This is a genomic window from Deltaproteobacteria bacterium, from assembly GCA_016210005.1.
GTDB lineage: Bacteria > Desulfobacterota > Binatia > HRBIN30 > JACQVA1 > JACQVA1.
Map to the genome: position 1 here is coordinate 39,833 of JACQVA010000158.1, position 20,704 is coordinate 60,536.

Here is a 20,704-nt window from a genome sequence, read left to right on the forward strand (position 1 = left end):
TTGCAAGCCGGCTGTTCGCACGATCGTGGAAGTGAGGCGCCGGCGCGGCTGTGCTATAGCTCGGCCACCACGGCGGGAGGTGTATGCGAAAACTGCGCGTCGGAATCATTTGCGGAGGCCGCTCCAGCGAGCATGAGATCTCGCTGCGCTCGGCCCGCTCAGTTGTTCAGGCCCTCGACCGCGGCCGCTTCGATCTGACCTTGATCGGCATCGACCATCGCGGCCGCTGGCACCGGCTGGAGGAGGCGCGCTTTCTTCAGATTACCAGCGGGGAGCTAACCGCGCTGCCCGAGGGCGGCGCTGAGGTCCTGTTGCCGCCGGTGCCAGGCGACGGAACATTGGTCGAGTCCGGGCAACCGCCGGCAACGCTGGAACAACTGGATGTGATCTTTCCGGTGCTGCACGGTTCGTTCGGCGAGGACGGCACGGTGCAAGGGCTGCTCGAATTGGCCGACATCGCTTACGTCGGTGCCGGCGTCCTCGGCTCCGCGGTGGGTATGGACAAAGATGTTCAGAAACGGTTGCTGCGTGACGCGCACATTCCGATCGTGCCCTTCGCCACCGTGCTCTGCCACCGCTGGAGCGTGGCGCCGCACGAGGCGACTGCGGCGGCCGCCGCCCTCGGTTATCCCGTGTTCGTCAAGCCGGCGAACCTGGGCTCGTCGGTGGGCGTGAGCAAGGTGAAGCGTGAAGCCGAGTTGGCCCGAGCGCTCGCGCTCGCCTTCGAGTACGACGCCAAGGTCCTCATCGAGAAGGGCGTCGAGGCCCGCGAGCTCGAGTGCTCGGTACTCGGCAACGACTGCCCCGAGGCATCGCTGCCGGGTGAGGTGTGCCCGCAGGCCGAGTTCTATTCTTACGAGGCCAAGTACGTAGACGAGCAGGGCGCCTCCTTTGTGATTCCGGCCTCCCTCAGCCCCGAGCAAACGGCGGCGGTGCGCACCCTGGCGGTGCGCAGCTTTCAGACGATCGGCTGCGAGGGCATGGCCCGGGTCGACTTCTTTCTCGAGCGCCACAGCGGCGCGCTGTACGTGAATGAACTCAACACCATTCCCGGATTCACCGCGATCAGCGTCTACCCGAAGTTGTGGGAGGTGTCTGGGCTGCCGTACACGGCGCTGATCTCCCGCCTGGTCGATCTCGCACTCGAGCGGCACCAGCGACGGCGACGGCTGAAGACGTCGTACGTGCCAACGGCTACCGGTACGCGCGCAGGTTGATGCCGGCGCACATGGCTCAGCCAGCCGCCCGCTGTTTTCGCAGCACGCCGGCCAAGGCCCGCAACCCGAGCAAGTAACTCTCGGCGCCGAACCCCAACACCTGCCCGACGGCAATCGGGGCAATCAGCGAGTGGCGGCGAAATTCCTCGCGCTGGTGGATGTTGGAGAGGTGCACCTCAACCACGGGCAGCGCGATCGCCAGCAAGGCGTCGCGCAGTGCCACGCTGGTGTGCGTATACGCCGCCGGGTTGATCAGAATACCGTCGGCCGCACCGCGCGCGGCTTGGATGCGATCGACCAGGGCTCCTTCGCTATTCGAGTGGAAGAACTCCAACGTCGCCCCCAACTCACCGGCCAATTCGGCGAGCCGCTGCTCGATATCGGCCAGCGTCTCCCGCCCGTAGAGCGCGGGCTCGCGGGTGCCGAGCAGGTTGAGGTTGGGTCCGTGGAGCACCAGCAGGCGCAGCGTGGCAGCTGCGCCGGCGGCTGAGCTCTTACGCCTAGCGGCCATAACGACGGCAGACCCTACCCCGGCAGTGGTTACGCGCCAGTCGTCGGCGAGCCCACAGGAGCAACGGCACCACCAGCATCAGCGCCACACTCCCGGTCGGTGAAGTGGGCTCGACCGAGCAGCCGCCGCCACCTTTTCCGGGCGTCGACGTCGGGGTTCTCGGCACCGAGGTTGGTTTCGGGGTCTTGGTCGACGTCACCGTCGGGGACGGCGATGGCAGCGGCGTAGCCGTCTTGGTCGGGCCACCCGGGGTTTCGGTGATGGTGGCGGTAGCGGTGCGGGTACGAGTGCGTGTCGGCTGCGTCGGCGTTTCCGTGGGCGGGCGGGTGCCGGTGGGGGTAGGAGTCCGAGTGTCGCGCGGTGTTGGGCTCGGCCCGGGCGTCGAGGTTTCCGTCCGCGTGGCCGTGGCGGTCCGCGACGGCGACGGGGTGCGCGTCGCCGTTGGGATCGGGGTGAAGCTGGCGGTGTAAGTGGGGATACCGGTCGCGGTGAAACGCTTGGTGGGCGTCGGGATCGGCGTGCGAGTTTCGGTCGGGGTGCCGGTCTCGGTCGCGGTCGGCGTAATCGTCGGGGTCGAGGTAACTGTCGGTGTATCCGTCGGGGTGTCTACCGGAGTTTCGGTCGGGGTACCGGTGGCGGTTTCGGTGGCGGTTTCGGTGGCCGTCGCGGTCGGCGTGTCCGTGGCGGTTGCGGTCGCAGTCTCGCTCGGCGTCGCGGTCGCTGTCTCGGTGGCGCTCGCGGTCGGCGTGTCCGTGGGCGTTTCCGTCGGCGTGTCCGTGGGCGTTTCGGTCGCCGTGTCGGTGACCGTCGGCGATGGAGTGCGCGTACGTGTCGGGAGCTGCGTGCGGGTGGCGGTCCAGGTGCGAGTGGGGGTAGCGGTCGGGCGGCGGGTGAAGCTGGGGACCGGCGTCCGGCTGGGTGTCGGAGTCACAGTCGGCGTCCGCGTCGGCGTTTCCGTGGGCGTAACGCAGGGGTCTGAGGGGTCACAGAACCCACCTTGCGGACAGACGATGGGCGGGAACACGCAACCCGAAAACGCGTCGCACAAGTCCTCGGTGCAGACGTTGCCGTCATCGCACGGCAGCGGTATCCCGGGCTGGCAGCTGCCCTGGTCACAGGTCTCGGTACCGTTGCAGACGTTGTCGTCATTGCAATCGGTTGGGCAGGTTACCGCGCTCTGGCACACCAGGTCGCTGTAGCAGCGCAAATTGTCGAACAGCCCGACGGTGGTGTAGATGCCGTCGCCGACATCGGCGGCCATGAGCGTCAGCGTATGCTGCCCGGCGAGTACTTCACCCGGGGTACAGCTAAGCGGCGAGCAGGTGGACAGCGTGCCGGTACGCCCAGCGTCGTCACCCGCCACCGAGTTGAAGATGAGGTCCCAGCCCGGGGTTCCGGAGGGGTTGTCGCAACCGATCACGTTGCAGCCTTTAAAAAAGGCGTTGTTTACGTTGGTGATGTTGCCTTTGGTGTCCTTCGTGATCAGGCAACCGCCGCTCGCCGGTGTAGCGGAGCAATTGGTGTCGAATTCCACCGGCACTCCATCGAGGAAGGCGAAGACGTAGTCATTGAACTGCGAGCCGACGAAATCTGGGAACTCGTAGCTGAAGAAATCGAAATCGAAGCCCAAGGACTGCACTGAGCCCTCCGGGAAGTCGAAGGTGATGTCGATGCGGCCGATATCACCGACGCAGCCGGAACCCGGAGCGTTGAGGTCGGCGCCTTCTTTGGGCGCATAGGGATCACCGGAACCGAGGATCAGGAATGAACCGCCCTCGCGCGGGAAATCGGCCGCACCGTACTTGCCCGCCACTTGCACCAAGCGCTCGTCGGCTGCGGTAATGGCGATGCTCTGGACGAACGGCCGGCAGTCGGTGAGCGGATTGCCGGTGAACAGCGCATCGGCAACCGCCGCTGGGTCGACGCCGGCAGCGGCGGCGACACCGGTCATCGACAGCAGCAGCAGACCGGCGGCGAAAACGGATCGGAACACTGAAGGCATCGTTCTCCGGCGAATCCTCACGTGGCGCACACCTCGGTTGCGCGGGGCAGCCGGCTGGCTTTCCGGCTGCCCCACACCCAGCTCTCTCCTAGTTAATGGTCCCGCTCGCCACGATGAATGTACCGCTGCCGTTGGTCGAGGTGACGGTGACGGCAATACTCGTAGCCTGCGCTGTAGACGCCGTCGGGTCCGGATCCGCCACCACGAAGGTGAACTCGTTCAGGCCCGCCACGAATTGGTTGAACGACTGCCCGTCGGGGATGGTGATTGATCCGCCCGTGATCTCCCCCACCGTGGCCGCGATGACAATCGTGGAGCCACCCTCGAGCGGGTTGCGGAGGTCGTCGTGCACCCGCAGGGTGAACGCCTGCGCGCCGGCATTGGGGATATTGAAAGTCACCGGCGGCCCGTTGCTGCAACCTGCGCCGGCCGGGCTACACAGCGTCGTCGGACTCGCCAGCGGCCCAGAGAAAGTGACTGCCAGGCTGCCCGACACCAGAATGTTACTATCCCAGCTGCTGGCGGTGCCCTGCGTGGTCCAGGTGCCGCTTAGCGGTACGGTATCGACGAACAGCTCGAACGGCTTGCCGCTATCGAAGGCATTGTTGCACTTGGCGTTCGGCGCCGACACCGAGCAGGCCGAATCGTCCGGACCGCCGCCGGCCAGCGCCGCCGGCCGCGGCCGGAAGTCGAGGAACGGCTCCGGCACGTTATCGGTAACGATCGTGTCGCCAACGTTGAAGGTGCCGTTGCCGTTGTTGTCGAGGAAGCTCTCCTCGCCGCGCGTGAACGCCAAGATCGACACGATGCCGGTAGGCTGAGTCGGCGGCGAGCCCTGACTGGTCAACGATTCGCTGATCAGCGTGACGGTGGCAATACCCGAGTTGTCGGTGGTTGTCGGGTTGACCACGCTGGCCGCATTACTGATGAAGCTGACAGCGGTTCCCGGCGGCACCGCGTTGCCGAAGCGATCGTTGACGTAAGCGCTGATCGTGTTGGTGATCCCCAGCGACACACGGCCGGCGATATTCGCCTTCTGGGCGGCCAGGCTGAAGCGGTTTTGTGACGGTGGCGCACCCAGAATCGACACCGTGCCCGGGGCCGAGAAGCTGCCCACGGTCGCGGTTACGAGAACCGTGCCCGCACGCGTACCGCTGGTCAGGGTTGTCCGCGCCTCACCATCGGCGTCAGTGACCGCGCTCGGCGGATCAATGCTTTCTGTGCCGAGCCCGGTCAGCGTGAAGGTCACCGGAATGCCGGAGATCGGGTTACCGCCGGCATCCGTTACCAGGAACGCCAGCACCGACTGCTCGGGCAGGCCGGAACCGCGAACACCGATGGCGGCGGGGGTGGCACTGACGAATTGGACCGACTTGGGCGATGGTGTTGCCGTAATGGTGGGGGTATTTGTCGGGGTCGCCGTCGGCGTGTCGGTCGGCGTGTTGGTCGGGGTGGCCGTGCGGGTTGGCGTACCCGTATTCGTCGGCGTATTTGTCGCCGGCAAGGTTCCGGTACGCGTCGCTGTCGGCGTTGGCCGCAGATCCGGCAGGGTAATCACGCGCTGAGTAGTGATGTAGCTGCTATCGGCGCGCTGCACCCGGGCCTGAATCGTTATGCTCGTGCCCGACAGGCTCTGCACGTACTTCACGCAGGACAAGGCGTCGCCGGGCTGTGGTACGACCGTGAAGCTGAGCGTGCACGGCGGCGCTTGATTGGTGTAGCCCGGGCTGGTGACGGAGACGCCGGCCACTGGGCCGACGATGCTGAACTCGACCGCGACACCGTCGCCAACCACTGCGCCGGTGGCGGTGGTTACCAGGGCACCGATCACCGTGCTGTAGGTGCCATCGCCGTTGGCGCTGGCCTGAGTGTCAATCAGATCCAACTCAATGAACGCAGCTTCCGGCGTCGCGGTTGCCGTAACTGTCGGAGTGCTGGTCGGGGTGAACGTGGGTGTTGCCGTCGGGGTCGCCGTCGGGGTGTCGGTCGGCGTCCGCGTCGGCGTACTAGTTGGCGTAGCCGTCGGCGTGGCCGTCGGCGTAGCGGTATTGGTCGGCGTCGCCGTCGGGCGCAGATCGGGCAGCGTGATCAATCGCGTGTCGAAAATGAAGGAGCCGCCGGCCGTTTGCACCTGAGCGCGGATGGTTACGGCGGTACCTTGCAGGCTCTGGCTGTACTTGACGCACGACAGCGCATCACCGGGCTGCGGCACGACCGTGAAGCTGAGCGTACACGGCGCCGGCTGGTTGGTGTAGCCGGGGCTGGTTACCGAGACCCCGGCAATCGGCGTCACCAGGCTGAACTGCACCGGAACATCGTCGCCGATAGCCACGCCGCTGGCATCGGTGACCAGAGCGCTGATGACACTGCTGAGCGTCCCGTCACCGTTGTTGCTCGCCTGATTGACGAACAAGGCCACGTGGATGAAGGCCGCCCCCGGCGTCGGCGTCGGGGTGATAGTCGGGGTGAACGTCGGCGTATTCGTCGGCGTCACCGTGAAGGTCGCCGTCGGCGTGTTGGTCCAGGTCGGCGTGTTCGTGAAGGTGAACGTCGGTGTCGGTGTAAACGTCGGCGTCGGGGTGAACGTCGGTGTCGGTGTATTGGTCGGTGTGGTGGTGAACGTCGGCGTCGGCACCGCCAGCAGCGTGCCGCTGCTGAAGGCATTGGCGTCGCCGTTGCCGCCCGGGGCCGTGCCGCTGATCGGCGAGGTCACGGTCACGCTCACGGTGATCGGCTGCCCTGCATCACCTTGACCCGGCTGCGAATCGACCACCGCGAAAGTGAATCGGTTCAAGCCGTTGATGGTCGCACCGAACGACTCGGCGTCCGCCAGGGTGAAGCTCGACGGACCTTGCAGGGTCACGCCGCCGCCTACGACAATATCCACCCTAGTGCCGCCAACCAACGGGTTGTTGTCACGGTCGGCGAGCGTCACAATGAAGCTCTGTGAGCCGCCGTCCGGAATGATGAAGCTGCTCGGCTCGAGCGTTAGCCGCGTCGGTGCCGAGAAGGTGACACGGAAGCTATCGAACACCAGGGCTTGATCGCTGAACTGGCCGACCGGCGCTTGATCCGCATCCCACAGGCCATCGTTGTCCAAGTCAACGAAGTTCTCGCCGGCGTCACGCACACCGTTGGCGTTCTCGTCGAAGAACGGCTCGGGCAGCGGGGTCACGGGCTCGCCAATGTCCGGGACACCGTTACCGTTGAGGTCCTCGAAAGCCTTCTCGCCACGGGTGTAGGCGAGCAAGGTGACGATGCCGTCAGGCGGCGACACCCCCTCGCTCAGCAAGGTCGCGCGGGCGCGTCCTTGCGCGTCGGTGGTGGTGATATCGACCAGGCTGGCGTAGTTACTCTGGAAGGTGACCGCCGTCCCGGCCGGCACTGCATTACCGTAGCGATCGTTGAGGAACGCCGTCACCACATCTTGCAGGCCGAAAGTCACCCGGCCGGCAATGTTCACGAATTGCGGCGCGAGGCTGAAGCGGTTTGCCGCCGGCAGTCCGCCGGAGATGTTGACGACCGTCGACTGCGCTTGGACGGTGGGGTTGCTCACGACCGAGGCGGTCACTCGCACCGCCGTAGCGCGCACGCCGCTGGTGAGTATGGTTTGCACCAGGCCGTCGGCGTCGGAGGTGGCTTCCTCTGGGGCAACGGTCTCGCCGCCCAGCGAAGTGACTGCGAATTGCACCGCCACGCCTGCAATCGGTTGCGCGAAGGCATCGGTGACGCGGAAGGTCAAGGTCGCCTGTTCGGGCAAGCCGGAGCCATGCACGCCGATGCTGGCCGGTACCACGCTCACAAAGGTGAGTGCGCGCGCCACCGGCGTGCTGGTCGCGGTGGCGGTGGCCGTGGCTGTGGCCGTAATCGTCGGAGTGCCGGTGACTGTGGGCGGCGGCTGGGTCCGTGTGGGCGTACGGGTCGCCTGCGCCGTGAAGGTCTCTGTCGGTGTTGGAGTCGGCTGCGCCAGGTTGGTACCCGTCACCGCGATGCCAACCGAGCCATTGCCGCCGGGAGCGACGGCGACCGGATCGGAAGTAACGGCGATTTCCACGGTGACCCGCTCGTCGGTGACGGTACCGAGCTGCGTGTCTTCGAGCACGAAGGAGAATTGGTTTAGGCCTTCGATCAGCTTGTTCTCAGGATCGAGGCTCTGCCCGTCAGGGATGGTGAAGCTGTCGCTGAGGTTTCGCAGCCGCACATTACCAGTGAGCTTGACTGCCACTTTCGAGCCGCCGACGATCGGGTTGCCGTCCTGGTCACGCACGATCAAGCGGAAGCGCAGGTTGCCCCCGTCTGGGATAGAGAAGGTGTCCTCGACGAATTCGTCCGGCGCCTCCTCGTGTAGCAGTTCGACGATGGTGTGGCCGGAGAAGGTCACCGGCACGACGGTCCAGATCAGCGCGTCGCCGTTCCAGACCGCGCCGTCTTGCACGTCGTCCCACTCGCCGTTGGCGTTGGTATCGACGAACATCTCGAAGGCGTTGTCTGCATCGTATTGGCCGTTGCCGTTGACGTCGATAAACGGCTCGGGGATATCGGTGAACGGTTCACCCTCGTCGTAGACGCCGTTGCCGTTGGTATCACTGAACGGCTCTTCACCGCGTGTAATCAGGAGCACGCGAATAATGCCGTCAGGCGGAATTGCGCCGCCTTCGCTCACCAGGGTCGCGGTGGCGCGGCCTTGGGCGTTGGTCGGTGTGATATCGATGACGCTGCCGCCGTTGGTCAAGAAGGCGACACTGGTGCCGCGCGGCACCACGTTGCCGAAGCGGTCATTCAAGAACGCCGTGATCGGGTTCTCGATCCCGAGCGTGACGCGGCCGGCGATATTGGCGAACTGCGGTGCCGCGCTGAGGCGGCTGAAGGCGGGCGGGGCGCCGGCGACGGTGACGGCGGTGGATTGGGCGGTGATCCCCGGACGGCCCACGACACTGGCAGTGACACGGACGGCGGTCGCGCGCTGTCCGCTGGTCAGCACGGTTTGGACCAGACCGGCAGCGTCACTCGTCGCCTGCGCCGGCGAAACGTTCTCGCCGCCCAGCGAAGTCAAGCTGAACTGGACCGCGATACCGGGAATCGGATGCGCCAGGGCGTCGGTCACCTGGAACGTCAAGGTCGCCTGTTCGGGCAGACCGGAGCCGCGCACACCGATGCTCGACGGCGCGGCGCTGACGAACGCCAGCGAGTGTGGCGGCGGCGTGTTGGTCGGCGTCGAGGTCGCGGTGTTGGTCGGCGTCGCTGTTGGGGTCGCCGTCGGGGTGTTCGTCGGCGTCGCCGTCGGGGTGTTGGTCGGCGTCGCCGTCGGAGTATTCGTTGGCGTCGGCGTCGGGGTAGCCGTCGGGGTCTCGGTCGGCGTCGCCGTCGGCGTCGGGGTGTTCGTCGGCGTTGCTGTCGGCACCGGCGTGGCGGCGGCCTCTAGCACGCCGACGGCCGAAGTGAACACGCTTCCGTTCCCGCCGGGGGCAAGGCCGCCGCTCCCTTCGGAGCGCACATCGATGTTGACCGCCACCACCTGCTCGGTCGTGCGCTTGCCGGGGTTGTTATCAACCACCCGGAATTGGAACTGGTTGAGGCCGGGGATGAGGGCATTGAATGTCTCGGCATCAGGCAAACGGATCGAACTGGGGACACCGACCAATTTGGCGTCGGAGCCTTCGACCGAGAAGTTCACGGTTGAACCGCCGACCAAGGGGTTGGCGTTGATGTCGCCGACAAACAGTTGGAACGTTTGGCTACCGCCGTCGCGGATCTGGAAAGTGGACGGGCTCAAGAAGACGATGGTGTGGGCGGAGAAAGTCACGTCGATAGTGGCAAAGATCATCGCATCGCTCTGCCACTCGCCCGCGCTCTGGGCGTCGTCCCAAAGTTCGTTATCGTTCAAATCGATGAACTGCTCGTAGCGGTGATCATCGTATTGCCCGTTGCTGTTCTTGTCTTCGTAGGTCTCGCCGCTGTCGTAGCGGCCGTTGCCATTAGTGTCGACGAGGACCTCGGGCGGATCGAACCGCCCATTGCCGTTGTAATCAATGAACGGCTCGGCGATGTCGGTGAACGGCTCGCCGAAATCGTAGACGCCGTTGCCGTTGGCGTCCACGAACGGCTCCTCGCCGCGCGTGACGCCCAGCACAGTGATGATGCCGGTGGGCGGCAGGCCCTCGCCCTTGCCTTCGGACATCAACGTACCTTCCGCGCGGCCGGCGGCGGTGGTCGGTTGGGCATCGACGACGCTGGCGCCGTTGGTGAAGAAACTGACCGCGGTGCCCGGGGGCACGGGGTTGCCGAAGCGGTCGTTGAGGAAGGCGCTGATGGTGTCCTCCAAGCCGAAAGTTACACGGCCGGCGACATTAAGGAACCGCGCGGCCAGGCTGAAGCGACTGTAGGTCGGCGGCGCGCCGACCACGCTGACGGCGTCGGACTGGGTCACGATGTCGATCGTTCCGTTGTTATCCTTGTCGACCGAGGCAGTGATGCGGATCGGGGCCGCGCGGCTACCGCTGTTGATCGCGACCTGGGCGATGCCGTTGGCGTCAGTGGTATCCTGCGCCGGAGTGATGGTCTCGCCGCCGATGCCGGTAATACGGAACCGCACCGTCACCCCGCTCAGCGGTGTGCCGAGGCTATCGATGACCCTGAACGACACCACCGCTTGTTCGGGGAAGCCGGAGCCACGCACGCCAATGCTTGCGGGGTTGCTGCCGACGAACTCGAGGCTTTGCGGCGTTCCCGCCGGCCCGCTGCTACCGCTTTGGTTGACGATTTCAACAGCGAGGTCTGGTCCGGCTGCAGCCGTCACCCCGCCGCCGAACACGGTAACGGTGGCGAACCCCGCGCTGGTGCCGGCGGGGATGGTAAGCGCCACGGTAGCTAGTCCAGAGGCATCGGTGTAAGCGAGCGCCCCATCATCGAACGTACCCACCTCCGCCAAGAAGCGCAGCAACGCGTTGCGCGCCGGCAGTCCACCGCGATCGAGGGCCTCGGCGGTGAGCTGAACGCTGGCGGATTCGGTCGCCGTTACCAGCACCTTTGCCGGCTGTGCGCGCAAGATGAGACTACTGATCGCACCCGGCAGTTGCAGGGTTTCGGTCACATCCACCCCCTGCGACTCCGCCCGTGCGCGGAACGTGGTCCCGGCCATGTTGGGGGGGAATTTCAGGCAGGTGATCGCATCGCCGGGCTCCGGGATAACCGGGAGCCCGGTCTGTACCGTGAACTGGCTGACGTCGCACGGCGGCGCATCGTTGGTCGCAGAGAAGCCCTGCATCCCCAGCCGCCGCGCCGGGTCGGTGGGATCGTTCGGGTCAACCAGGACCTCGAAGAATGCCGGGGTACCGTCCTCAACGATATTGCCTTGCGCGTCGGTAATGATCGCCGACACGGTTGTGAGCCGCGCGCCATCGTTGAGGTCGATCGAGACGTCATTGATCACCAGGCTCACCCGCCCGGGGTTCCCCGAGGTCACAGTCACCAGCGGCTTAGTTGCAAAGACACACTGGCGGCCGGCATTAGCCGGCACCTGACAGTCCTCGGTACCGACGCCAAGCTCAGTCGGCACCTCGGCCCGCACAGTCACCGAGCCGAGGCCCGAGCCTGAGCGCATCTGAATCAGCGCACTGCCGGCGGAATCGGTCAGCTGCGTCAGAGTGCCGTCGTTGTTGGGCAGCATCATCGCCCCGCTGGCGCTAGGTTCCACGACGGCGAAAGTTACCGGAGCATCCTTCAGGCGGTTGCCGTTGTTATCGAACACCGTCGCGGTTACGGACGCCAGTTCGCGGCCGCCCGCGCCGCGAGCGCGCACACGGCTAGGGCTGGCCCCGAGCGTGATGCTGGCCGGCTCACCGGGAGTCCCGCCGTTGCCGATGCCGCCACCGGTGCCACGGCCCGGTACCACGTATATGTCGATTGTGCCGCTGACTCCGCCGGCGCGGGCCGATATCTCGTAGGGCAGGATATTATCGCCCGAGCGTTTCACCGGCGTGCCCGCGGGAATGCGCAAGGCGCTACGCGCCACTCCGGCCTGCGTACCGACCACGCTTGTTTTCACGGTCAGCGGCAGCATCTCACCAACCGGCGTCAGAAACAGCACGTTGACGTCGTTGATCGGATTGTTGTCAGCATCAAACACCACGGCGCTGATTGTGGCCTGGCCGCCGCTTTCGGTGCCGATGGTATTGGTGTCGCTCTGCATGAGCAGCGTTGCCGCCGGCTTCTGGCTGGCACCCGCCACGATATCGAAATCGATTACGCCCTCGACGCCCCCAGCCGACGCGCTCACGGTGACTTTACCCGCCGAGGCGGTGCCGGGCTCGTAGGTGATCGTCGTCTGGGCGATGCCGGGTTGTCCGTCCACCGTTCGCGTAACTGCAGTCGGCGGTCGCAACACTCCCTGTTTGGGAGAAAAATCGAAGAGTATCTCGACGTTATTCACCGGCTGATTGTCGGCGTCAAAAGCGATCGCCGTCACCCCGATCGAGCCGCCGGCGGCGGCGCTGACCGAAAATGGCCGAGTCTCCAGCACGATGTTGCGCACCAGCGAGGCCGGCAAGGGCGTCGGGGTGTTCTGCCCCGGCAGCGGCGTCGGCGTCGGTTGTCCCGGCGCCTGCGTCGCCTGTAGGACCAACATGTTGATGTAAACGCGCACCTTCTCGCCCTGCACTTCGGTGGGCACTTCGGCCGCCAAACTCGCCAACCCGAGCGAGGTACTGCTAACCGCGCCGCTGGCCTGCCCGTTCTCGCCGGTGATGTTGTCGTCAAAGCTCACCGCCAGACCGGCGCTGCCGGTGACCGCGACCGGAACGTCCGCACGTGGCCGCCCACTACGGTCGCGTACGGTGACGGTAAAGTCGATCGAATCGCCGCCACTGAAGGTCACCGATTCGACCGCCAGTGTCAGCCGCCCGCTGGCATCGGTGACTTGATTGCGAGTATCCGGGGTGGGATTGCCACCACCACCACCGCCGCCGTTGTCGCTCCCGCCGCCGCCGCACGCGACCAAGGTGAGCGCTAGCAACGCCAACCCGAGGTTCCCAACCACCCGTCGGATCATCAGTCGTTCCTCCCGACTTCGCCAGGCTGCACGGGGGCGCACTCCTACTGCCCACCCGACGAGCAGCCGTCGAAATTCGCGAAGGTCACCCGCAGTCCCTCGCGCACCGTGAAGCGCTCCGCGCTCAAGTCTTCACCGGAAAAAGTCACCGAAACGTTGTAGACTCCTGCACTTACCAGCAGTTTGGTCTCGATATCGAACAACTTGAAGGTCACCTGTGACTCTTGGTGCGTGCACGTGCCCGGCGCCGTGCCCACGGCGCACTCCTCATCTATCGCGCAGCGCTTGCCGCCCGAGCCGCCGCACCGGCCACCCGTGATGGTCTGGCTGACGTGCTGAGTGATCGTCGCCACGCCCGAGTCGGGGATCGCAACCGTGATCGTATCAAGCTGGATGTCCGAGCCGCTGTTATTGATGAACGTGGCCACCGCTTCCGTTTCCGTGAACGGCTCGTAGCTGCCGTCGGAACACAACCCGGGGAAGATATCGACCGCCGCAGACGTCTGATTCACCGTGTCCGGCTGGCCGTTGTCGGGGTTATCAAACCCGAGGAACCGCAACACCGCCCGATCGCCGGCGTCGCCGCCACAGCCCATCATCGCCGCCACCAGCGCCACTACCGCTATCTTGTACAGCCACCTCATGACCCCTCCGTGTCTGTTGCCCCTCACCGCATCGCCGACTGCGCGATCTCGGCGGCCCCGAGTTGGTCGAACAGGGTGCGCCCGATTTCGCTGATGCAGACGAACTTGATCTTGCCACCCGATACTTTCTTGTCGGCCTCGATCGCCAGGGCCAAATGCCGGCCCAGCACCTGGCGCGGAATTTCCACCGGTAGCCCGGCGCGCTTGAGCAAGCGCACCACGCGGGCGGCCGTTGCTTCGCTACAATGGCCGCGCCCATGCGACAGGCGAGCGGCAAATGCCATACCTATAGCTACCGCCTCGCCATGCAAAAACCGCTTGTATTCCGTTAGGCTCTCGACCGCGTGGCCGAGGGTATGACCGAAATTGAGGATCGAGCGCAGACCCATCTCGCGCTCATCCTCGCCGACCACCATCGCCTTGAGCGTGCAGGCGACGCGAATAATCTCAGTGAGCAAGGCGGCATCCAACGCCAGCACGCGCGCCAGCTCCTGCTCCAGCAAGTCGAACAATTCCGGCGAAAGGATCACCCCGTACTTGATCACCTCGGCCAAGCCGGCGACGAACTCGCGCCGCGGCAGCGAGCGCAGCGTGCCGACGTCAATCAACACCAGCCGCGGCTGGTAGAAGGCGCCGATCAGGTTCTTCCCGCCCGGGTGATTGATTGCGGTCTTGCCGCCGACGCTGGCGTCAACCTGCGCCAGTAGCGTGGTCGGCACTTGCACTAGCGGCACGCCGCGCAAGAACGTCGCCGCCGCAAAGCCAGCGAGGTCGCCGATGACACCACCGCCGAGGGCAACGATGGCCGAGCGCCGCTCCATGCGAGCAGCGAGCAGCCGGTCATAGAGGAAGGTCAGCCAGGCGAAGTTCTTGTGCTCTTCGCCAGCAGGGATTTCGATGACCGTCGGCTTGAATCCGGCGGCGCTCAGGCCGTCCACCAGACGCGCACTATAGAGCTGACCGACGATCGGATTAGTGACCACGGCGATCTTGGCATCCAGCTGCAGCGCGCGCAGCCGATTGCCGAGGTCCGCGAGCAAATCGGCGCCGATCACGATCGGGTAAGAACGCTCGCGCAACTCGACGGTGACGGTCTCAGTCGGCACGTGCAACCTTGCCTCACTGACTGTCGTGCTCAGTTCGATCACACTCACTCCATCGCCAGCCGGCCGGCACCTGGGCGCGGCGCAAGCCGCGGTGCCACAGCGGCTCGCGGCGCCCGCTGTCTCTGCCACACCGTTGCAGCTCACTCTCGTCATTGGTCACACGCATCGCGCCCGCCGCGGTAGTCGTCGTCGGCGCCCTCACTGCAAAGCGCCCTCGGCGCGGTGTTCCCACAGCTCGGCGGCCGTGGGCAGGGAGGGGTGGACGCTGCCCAACACGCGCGGGGTCATGAACACCAGCAGGTCCTCGCGGCGATCCGAGCGGGTAGCATTGCTGAACAGCCAGCTGAGCCCCGGGATATCGGAAACAAATGGAATCGATCGTCCTTGATCATTGAGTTGATCGCGGTAGATGCCGCCCAGAACCACCGTTTGTCCGTCCTTGATCAGCACGTGTGAGTTAGCTTCACGGCTGATCTCGGTGGGAATTTGATCGACGGTCCGGGTGAAATCGGCCTGGCTCGACTTGGCGAACATGTCGAGCAGGATGTAGCCGTCCGAGGACACCTGCGGCGTCACCACCAAGGTGATACCGGTTTCGATCTTCTCGGTCGCCGTGCTGGCGCTGCCGGCCGCGCCGCCGGCGCCGGTGTTGATGACCGTGCCCGTGCTGGGCAGCTTGACGCGGATAATGGTGAGGCTCTTGATCGTCGCCGGAACGTTGTTGAGCGTAACGACTCGCGGTCGCGAGACGATCTTGGCCTTGCCCTTTTCCTGCAAAGCCGTAATGCGCGCATCGAGCGCGTGCGCCCCGTTGAGCGAGCCCAGCGCCAGATCGAGCGCGCCACCGGCACCGGGACCGAAGTTGCCGCCCGCCGGAAAGTCGGCGATAAACGGCACGCTGAGCTGCCCCAGGCCGAGTCCGGAGCCGCCGACGCCAATGGTGCCGGGGAAGTTCGCCCCCGTTGTCGTACCGGTCTGCGGCCCAACCGAGGCGCGGTACCCCCACTGCACACCGAGTGAGCGGGCGAAGTCCGAGGTCGCCTCGACGATGTTCGACTCGATCAAAATCTGCGGTGTTTGCACGTCGAGTTGGCGCACCAGTTCGCGGGCGTTGTCGATCCCGCGCTGCACGTCACGCACGATCAATGTATTGGTGAATTCGTCCACCAGCACGCTGCCACGCGAAGTCAGGATACCACCTTCCCCCCCGCGACCGCCGCCGCCCTGACGGGCGGTGCCGCTGACGATGTCGGCCAGCTTGACCGCCTTGGCGTAATTGATGCGGATGTACTCCACCCGCAGCGGTTCCACCGCCCGCGAGGCCTCTTGTGCGCGGCGCAGCTCTTCGCGTTCTGCCCGCAGCCGGCTGACGGTGGAAATCCGGATGACGTTGCCCTCCTGCACGCTCTCCAACGACAGCACCTGCAAAATGATGTCGAGCGCCTGATCCCAAGGGACGTCGAACAACCGCAGCGTCACCTTGCCCTTCACGTCCTCGGTGGCCACGATGTTCAGCTTGCTGACTTCGGCGAGCAAGCGCAGCACGTTGTGGACGTCGGCATCCTTGAAGTCGAGCGACACATGCGGCCCGCTGTAAGTGCGGCGTTCGCCCATACGTTCAAACGGATCGCTCGAACGAGGCGTCGGCTCCGCTTCTATCACGCGCGCTGCCGGGCGCGCCGCTGCCGCCGGCCGGCTACGCGGCGGGGCTTCTTCTGGCGCCGCCTGTGCCAGCTCGATCGGACGTTGGCTGAACACCACTTGTTCGCGCACCGGCTCGGCGTTGCCCTGGGGCTCGCCCAGAAAAGCGATCACGGTATCATTGAGGTCGTTGACGGTGTAAGCGGGAATCGACTTGCCGCGCAACTCGATGGTCAGGCGCAGGCTGGCATCGTGCTGGGCCAAACGGACTTGCGCGATCACCGCGTCGGAGACGGCAAAGCGCTTGGCGCTGGGCGCGCTCGCCCCGGCGCCGGCAACGTCAACCACGATGCGGCTCGGGTTCTCCAGGACAAAATGGCTCAACCCTGCCGGGGGACCGCTCAGCTTGACGAAGACGCCGCGCTGGCCGTTGTCTTCGATGACCTTGATCTCGCGCACCGTCACCGCCGCTGGCGCCGCCACCGGCGCAGTCCCCGGCGGAACTGCGACGGCCTCAGGGGCCGGCGGAATGGCTTCGCTAACCAGGGCCGTATCTTGTGCGGTGGTGGCTTCAGCCATCGGTTCGGTCTCGACGACGACCGGAGGCCGCGCACAGCCGGCGCTGATTACTAGCGCGCCGATCCCACCGGCACAAACCGCGTATTTCCAACACCCGCCTCGCATCATTCTCGCTCCCGCGCCTTCTGCTTGGTGCCCTTGTCGCCCGGCAATTCCATCACCACTTCAGCGGTCTGCTCTTGGCCGTAGAAATCGATCACCCGTTCCTCGACCACCACCCGGCTGGGCTCGATCGCCTTCACCACACCACTGCGCCGCCCGATGGGCGTGCCCACCGTCACGATGTACCCCATACCGATGCTGTCCTCGACCATGGCGCGGGGCGGGCTGACTTCCCAGAGCACCGCCACCACCAACAGCTGGCCCACATCGTAACGCTGAAGCGGTGTCAGCGGCTCGTTCGGGCTGGCTTCGCGTACATCGATGATGAATGGCCGGAACGGATCGCGCTTGCCGGTCGGGTCGTACGGTGGAGCGCCGACCACCGGACGCGGTGCGATCTCGGTCTCGGCCGGAGGCGTCGGCGCGACAGCCTGGGCCGCCGCCATCGGCACCACCGCCAGAATCAGCACAATCACCGCCGCTGCGCCTCTCATGACTTGGCCTTCTTCTCGCGCTCTTTGGCGATCCGTTCGCGCTCGGCCTCATCGAGGAAGCGGAACGTCGTGGCGGTACACGAAGTGTCGAGCACGACGTCGCGTTCGGCCTTCGTCGGGATCTTCATGCCGATGTTCGACATGTTGACGATTCGCGTCAGGCGGCTGACCTGGTCGAAGAAGGCCGCCATCTGGTGAAAGGTTCCGCGCACCACGATCTCGACCGGCACTTCGGCGTAGAAATCGATCGGCTGCTCTTCGCGCTGGCGGAACTGGATCACATCTAGCCCGGCCTCACGCCCGACCGAGGAGATACTGCTGAGCAGGTCGGGGATCTCCTTGGTGTCGGGCAGCTGTGCCACCGCCTGCTTCAGCGCGGCGTTCAGGTCGGCCACGGTCTTGCGCGCCAGCTCCAGATTGCCGGCGAGCGCGGCCTTCTTGTCGCGCTCACGGGTCAGGTCCTCGATCTTGGTCTCTTTCTCGGCGATCGCGTCGGCGTTGGGCCAGTACCAGAAGTAAAGGTAGAGGAAGAGCAACGCGCCGACGCCGCCGACCAGCAGGAGCACGCGCTGGCGCGGTGGCATCTCGAAGATGCGTGCGAGCAACTCGTTCATGGCTGCTTACCGGCGGCCCCGTTGGCGGCGGACTCGGTCTTCCCAGCCCGGCCGAAATAGTCGATGTTGGCGCGAATAATGAACCGCTTGAGACCGCCGGCGGCAGGATCGGCTCCCGCCCCGGTCGGCTGACTCTGGCTGGACTCCACCAGGTCAACATTGAAGAAATAGGGCGACTGGCCCAGTTGGCGCAAGAACAGCGCTATCGTCTGGTTGTCCAGCGCCATGCCGATCATCGACGCCGCGCCCTTGTTCTCGGTGAAATCAACCAGCCAGAGCTTTTCCGGGGCCGCGGCACTCAGCCCATCGAGCACGTGCACTGGGCCGACCCGCTTTTGGTTGAGGTCATCGATGACTCTCAGCTTGGCTAGCAGCTCTTGCTTCTTATGATCGAGGTCTTTGGCCTCGCGGGTCAGCTCGTTGAGTCGCGCGATTTCCTTCTCGATCCCTTGCATCTGCTCACTCAAGCGACTCAGCTTGCGACTTTGCAACACCCCCGGAATGACCATGACGAGGACGGCCACACTGAGCGTAAGCAGGGCGAGCGAGACCTGTTGGCGCTGCCCAACCGCGCGCTGGGTTTCCTTGAGCGGAAGAAGGTTAATCCGGATCATTTGTCATCCGGCCGGCGCACGGCCAGTCCCATTGCCACCGCGAATTCCGGCCCATGCTGGCGGAACCCCTCCGCCTCCAGCGTGGGGGTCAGTGTCACCCGCGCCAGCGGGTCAGCCACCACCACCGGCACCTCGATGCGCTGACTCAAGCGCTCCCCCAGATCAGGCATGCGGGCAGCACCGCCGCTGAGGTAGACCTCGTTGATGGTTTCATCGGTCGCAGCCGTCCAGAAGAAACTCAAGGCGTGATGGATTTCGTCGATCAAGGTGTCGGCAGCTGGCCCCATGGCCACTGCCACCTGTTCCGGATCGATCCCCTCGACGACTTCGCCAGCTTTGAGCCGCTCGGCCACTTCCGCCTCGACGCCCAAGTCGCGCACCAGCGCATCGGTGATATCCCGCCCCCCGACCGGTACATCGCCGGTGAAGGTCGATCGACCCGAGCGCAAGATGTTGATCGACGAGAACCGCGCCCCGACGTTCACCAGCGCAATGACGCGATCGGGCGGCGGCTCGTAGTTGAGCTCGAACATGTTTTCGAGCGCGAAATAGTCAACGTCGACCACCACCGGCGTCAGCCCGGCTGCGCGCACAGTCTCGGCGTAGCTGCTGACGATGTCCTTCTTGGCCGCGACCAGCAGCACGTCCATGCGCTTGCCGTCTTCAACGTAATCCGTGATCTGGTAATCCAGGTTGACGTTATCGAGGTCCTCCGGGATGAAGTTACCGGCCTCGAACAGAATCGTGTTCTCGAGTTCCTGCGCGCTTTGGCTCGGCAGAGTCACGCGCTTGATAATCACAGCCGGGCCGGGAACGGCGGTGATCGCCCTGGTGCCCCGCACGCCCTTGCTCTCGACCAAGGCCCTCAGCACCTCGGCAACTGCAGCCGGGTCATTGACCATGTTACTCTGAATCGCTGAACTCGGCATCGGCAGGGAACCTGCCGCGACCACCTGCACTTGCCCGGCGCCGGATCGCACTTCGACGATCTTGATCGTGTTCGATCCGATATCGACAGCGACGTACTGCTCCTCCCGCTTGAACGGATTAAGGTCCGACAGAGAGACCGTGAACAGACGCCCGATCCGTTTCTTCCAGTCCGCTCCCGTTGCCATGAACCCCTTCAAACCCCCAATCCCGCACAGCACCAGCTTTGCGACAACGAAGTTTTATCGCCGGCTGGAGTATTGATCGGGCGCATCTGCCTTGTCAACAATCAGTCTGCTCCTCAGATCGCAAAGCGAGTGGGTGCTCCGCTCGCGCCCGCCGGATCAATGCCAAAATCGCGCCACTCGGCCGCCGGCTACAAATCCACGTGCCGGTGGCCAGCTGTTCCCATCGCGACGACAAAGTTGGCGAAGATGTGTACGAATTCCGACACTTCGCCTCGCCCCTCCGGGAGCGAGAACAAGTCTGCAAATCTAGAATTTCAGCTCGGCTGCCCCTGGGCACGGAAGCCGAGGGCAACGACATACAGTTCTGCCGAGCCGGATCGAGTCGCTTCTGGCCGCGTCGCTTTCACCGAGGAGAAGCGCTGGCGCAGCCGCAGCAGCCATCCAGCGGTCTCCTCACCCTGAAACAACTTCACCAGCAAGCGCCCGTCCGGGCGCAGCACCGCTTCGGCAGCAGCCAGCGCAATCTCGACCAGCTCGGCGGCACGCGCCCTGTCCGCTTCCCGCACGCCACTGAGCTGCGGCGCCATGTCGGAGAGCACCACGTCGGCCGCGCCGCCGCAGCGCTCGCGGATCAGCGCCAGGGTTTCGACTTTGCGTAAATCCCCGGTCAGACACACCACCGGCGGCGCCAGCGGGTCAATCGGCTTGAGGTCGACGCCCACCACCCGACCCCGCGCACTGACTCGTTGCGCCGCCACCTGCAGCCACCCACCCGGCCATGCGCCGAGATCGACCACCCGATCACCGGGGCGCAGTAGCCGAAAACGCTGATCGAGTTCGATCAGCTTGTAGGCCGCGCGCGAGCGATAGCCGGCGGCCTTGGCGCGCGTGTAGAATGAGTCCTTGCGGCGATACACACCGCCGAGGCTAACCCGATCCGGTCGAGCGGTTCAAGCTCGCCGCCAGCGCACGAAATCGGCGCAAGCGCCTGCCGTCACCTTGAACTGGCACTCTCGGCT

At 65.3% G+C, this 20,704-nt stretch carries 12 protein-coding genes; 1 reads left to right on the forward strand and 11 read right to left on the reverse strand.

The window, feature by feature from the left end; all coding sequences use genetic code 11:
* Positions 1–83: 83 nt before the first annotated feature.
* On the forward strand, positions 84–1,217 hold the full coding sequence (locus HY699_15055; GenBank protein MBI4517123.1) for a D-alanine--D-alanine ligase: 1,134 nt from the start codon (positions 84–86) through the stop codon (positions 1,215–1,217).
* Positions 1,218–1,233: 16 nt separating this feature from the next.
* Here HY699_15055 and aroQ read toward each other — a convergent pair whose 3' ends face one another.
* The 11 genes from aroQ to HY699_15110 all read right to left on the reverse strand — a co-directional run bounded on the left by aroQ (position 1,234) and on the right by HY699_15110 (position 20,602).
* Positions 1,234–1,683 carry a type II 3-dehydroquinate dehydratase gene (gene aroQ, locus HY699_15060; GenBank protein ID MBI4517124.1) on the reverse strand — a complete coding sequence of 150 codons (450 nt, stop codon included), beginning with the start codon at positions 1,681–1,683 and terminating at the stop codon, positions 1,234–1,236.
* A gap of 34 nt (positions 1,684–1,717) precedes the next feature.
* Positions 1,718–3,721, reverse strand: a complete 2,004-nt coding sequence (locus HY699_15065) for a choice-of-anchor L domain-containing protein (protein ID MBI4517125.1) — start codon at positions 3,719–3,721, stop codon at positions 1,718–1,720.
* 97 nt (positions 3,722–3,818) lie between these two features.
* On the reverse strand, positions 3,819–12,776 hold the full coding sequence (locus HY699_15070) for an Ig-like domain-containing protein (protein ID MBI4517126.1): 8,958 nt from the start codon (positions 12,774–12,776) through the stop codon (positions 3,819–3,821).
* Positions 12,777–12,820: 44 nt separating this feature from the next.
* Entirely contained in the window at positions 12,821–13,420 is a 600-nt protein-coding gene (locus HY699_15075) for a hypothetical protein (protein ID MBI4517127.1), read from the reverse strand.
* A gap of 23 nt (positions 13,421–13,443) precedes the next feature.
* On the reverse strand, positions 13,444–14,679 hold the full coding sequence (locus HY699_15080; GenBank protein MBI4517128.1) for a 3-dehydroquinate synthase: 1,236 nt from the start codon (positions 14,677–14,679) through the stop codon (positions 13,444–13,446).
* A 45-nt stretch (positions 14,680–14,724) separates the two neighbouring features.
* Positions 14,725–16,746: a type IV pilus secretin PilQ gene (gene pilQ / locus HY699_15085; GenBank protein ID MBI4517129.1), complete on the reverse strand. Its 2,022-nt coding sequence runs from the start codon at positions 16,744–16,746 to the stop codon at positions 14,725–14,727.
* Positions 16,747–16,850: 104 nt separating this feature from the next.
* On the reverse strand, positions 16,851–17,342 hold the full coding sequence (locus HY699_15090) for a pilus assembly protein PilP (GenBank protein ID MBI4517130.1): 492 nt from the start codon (positions 17,340–17,342) through the stop codon (positions 16,851–16,853).
* The gene (locus HY699_15095) at positions 17,339–17,956 is read right to left on the reverse strand and encodes a type 4a pilus biogenesis protein PilO (GenBank protein ID MBI4517131.1); all 618 of its coding nucleotides are present in this window, start codon (positions 17,954–17,956) and stop codon (positions 17,339–17,341) included. The genes HY699_15090 and HY699_15095 overlap by 4 nt, the downstream gene beginning before the upstream one ends.
* Positions 17,953–18,570 (reverse strand): PilN domain-containing protein, encoded by a 618-nt coding sequence (locus HY699_15100; protein MBI4517132.1) that lies wholly within the window; start codon positions 18,568–18,570, stop codon positions 17,953–17,955. Before HY699_15100 ends, HY699_15095 begins: the two co-directional genes overlap by 4 nt.
* Positions 18,567–19,685: a type IV pilus assembly protein PilM gene (pilM, locus tag HY699_15105; GenBank protein ID MBI4517133.1), complete on the reverse strand. Its 1,119-nt coding sequence runs from the start codon at positions 19,683–19,685 to the stop codon at positions 18,567–18,569. The genes HY699_15100 and pilM overlap by 4 nt, the downstream gene beginning before the upstream one ends.
* A gap of 314 nt (positions 19,686–19,999) precedes the next feature.
* Complete coding sequence (locus HY699_15110; GenBank protein ID MBI4517134.1) at positions 20,000–20,602, reverse strand: RlmE family RNA methyltransferase; 603 nt, start codon at positions 20,600–20,602, stop codon at positions 20,000–20,002.
* Between the last annotated feature and the right edge of the window lie 102 nt (positions 20,603–20,704).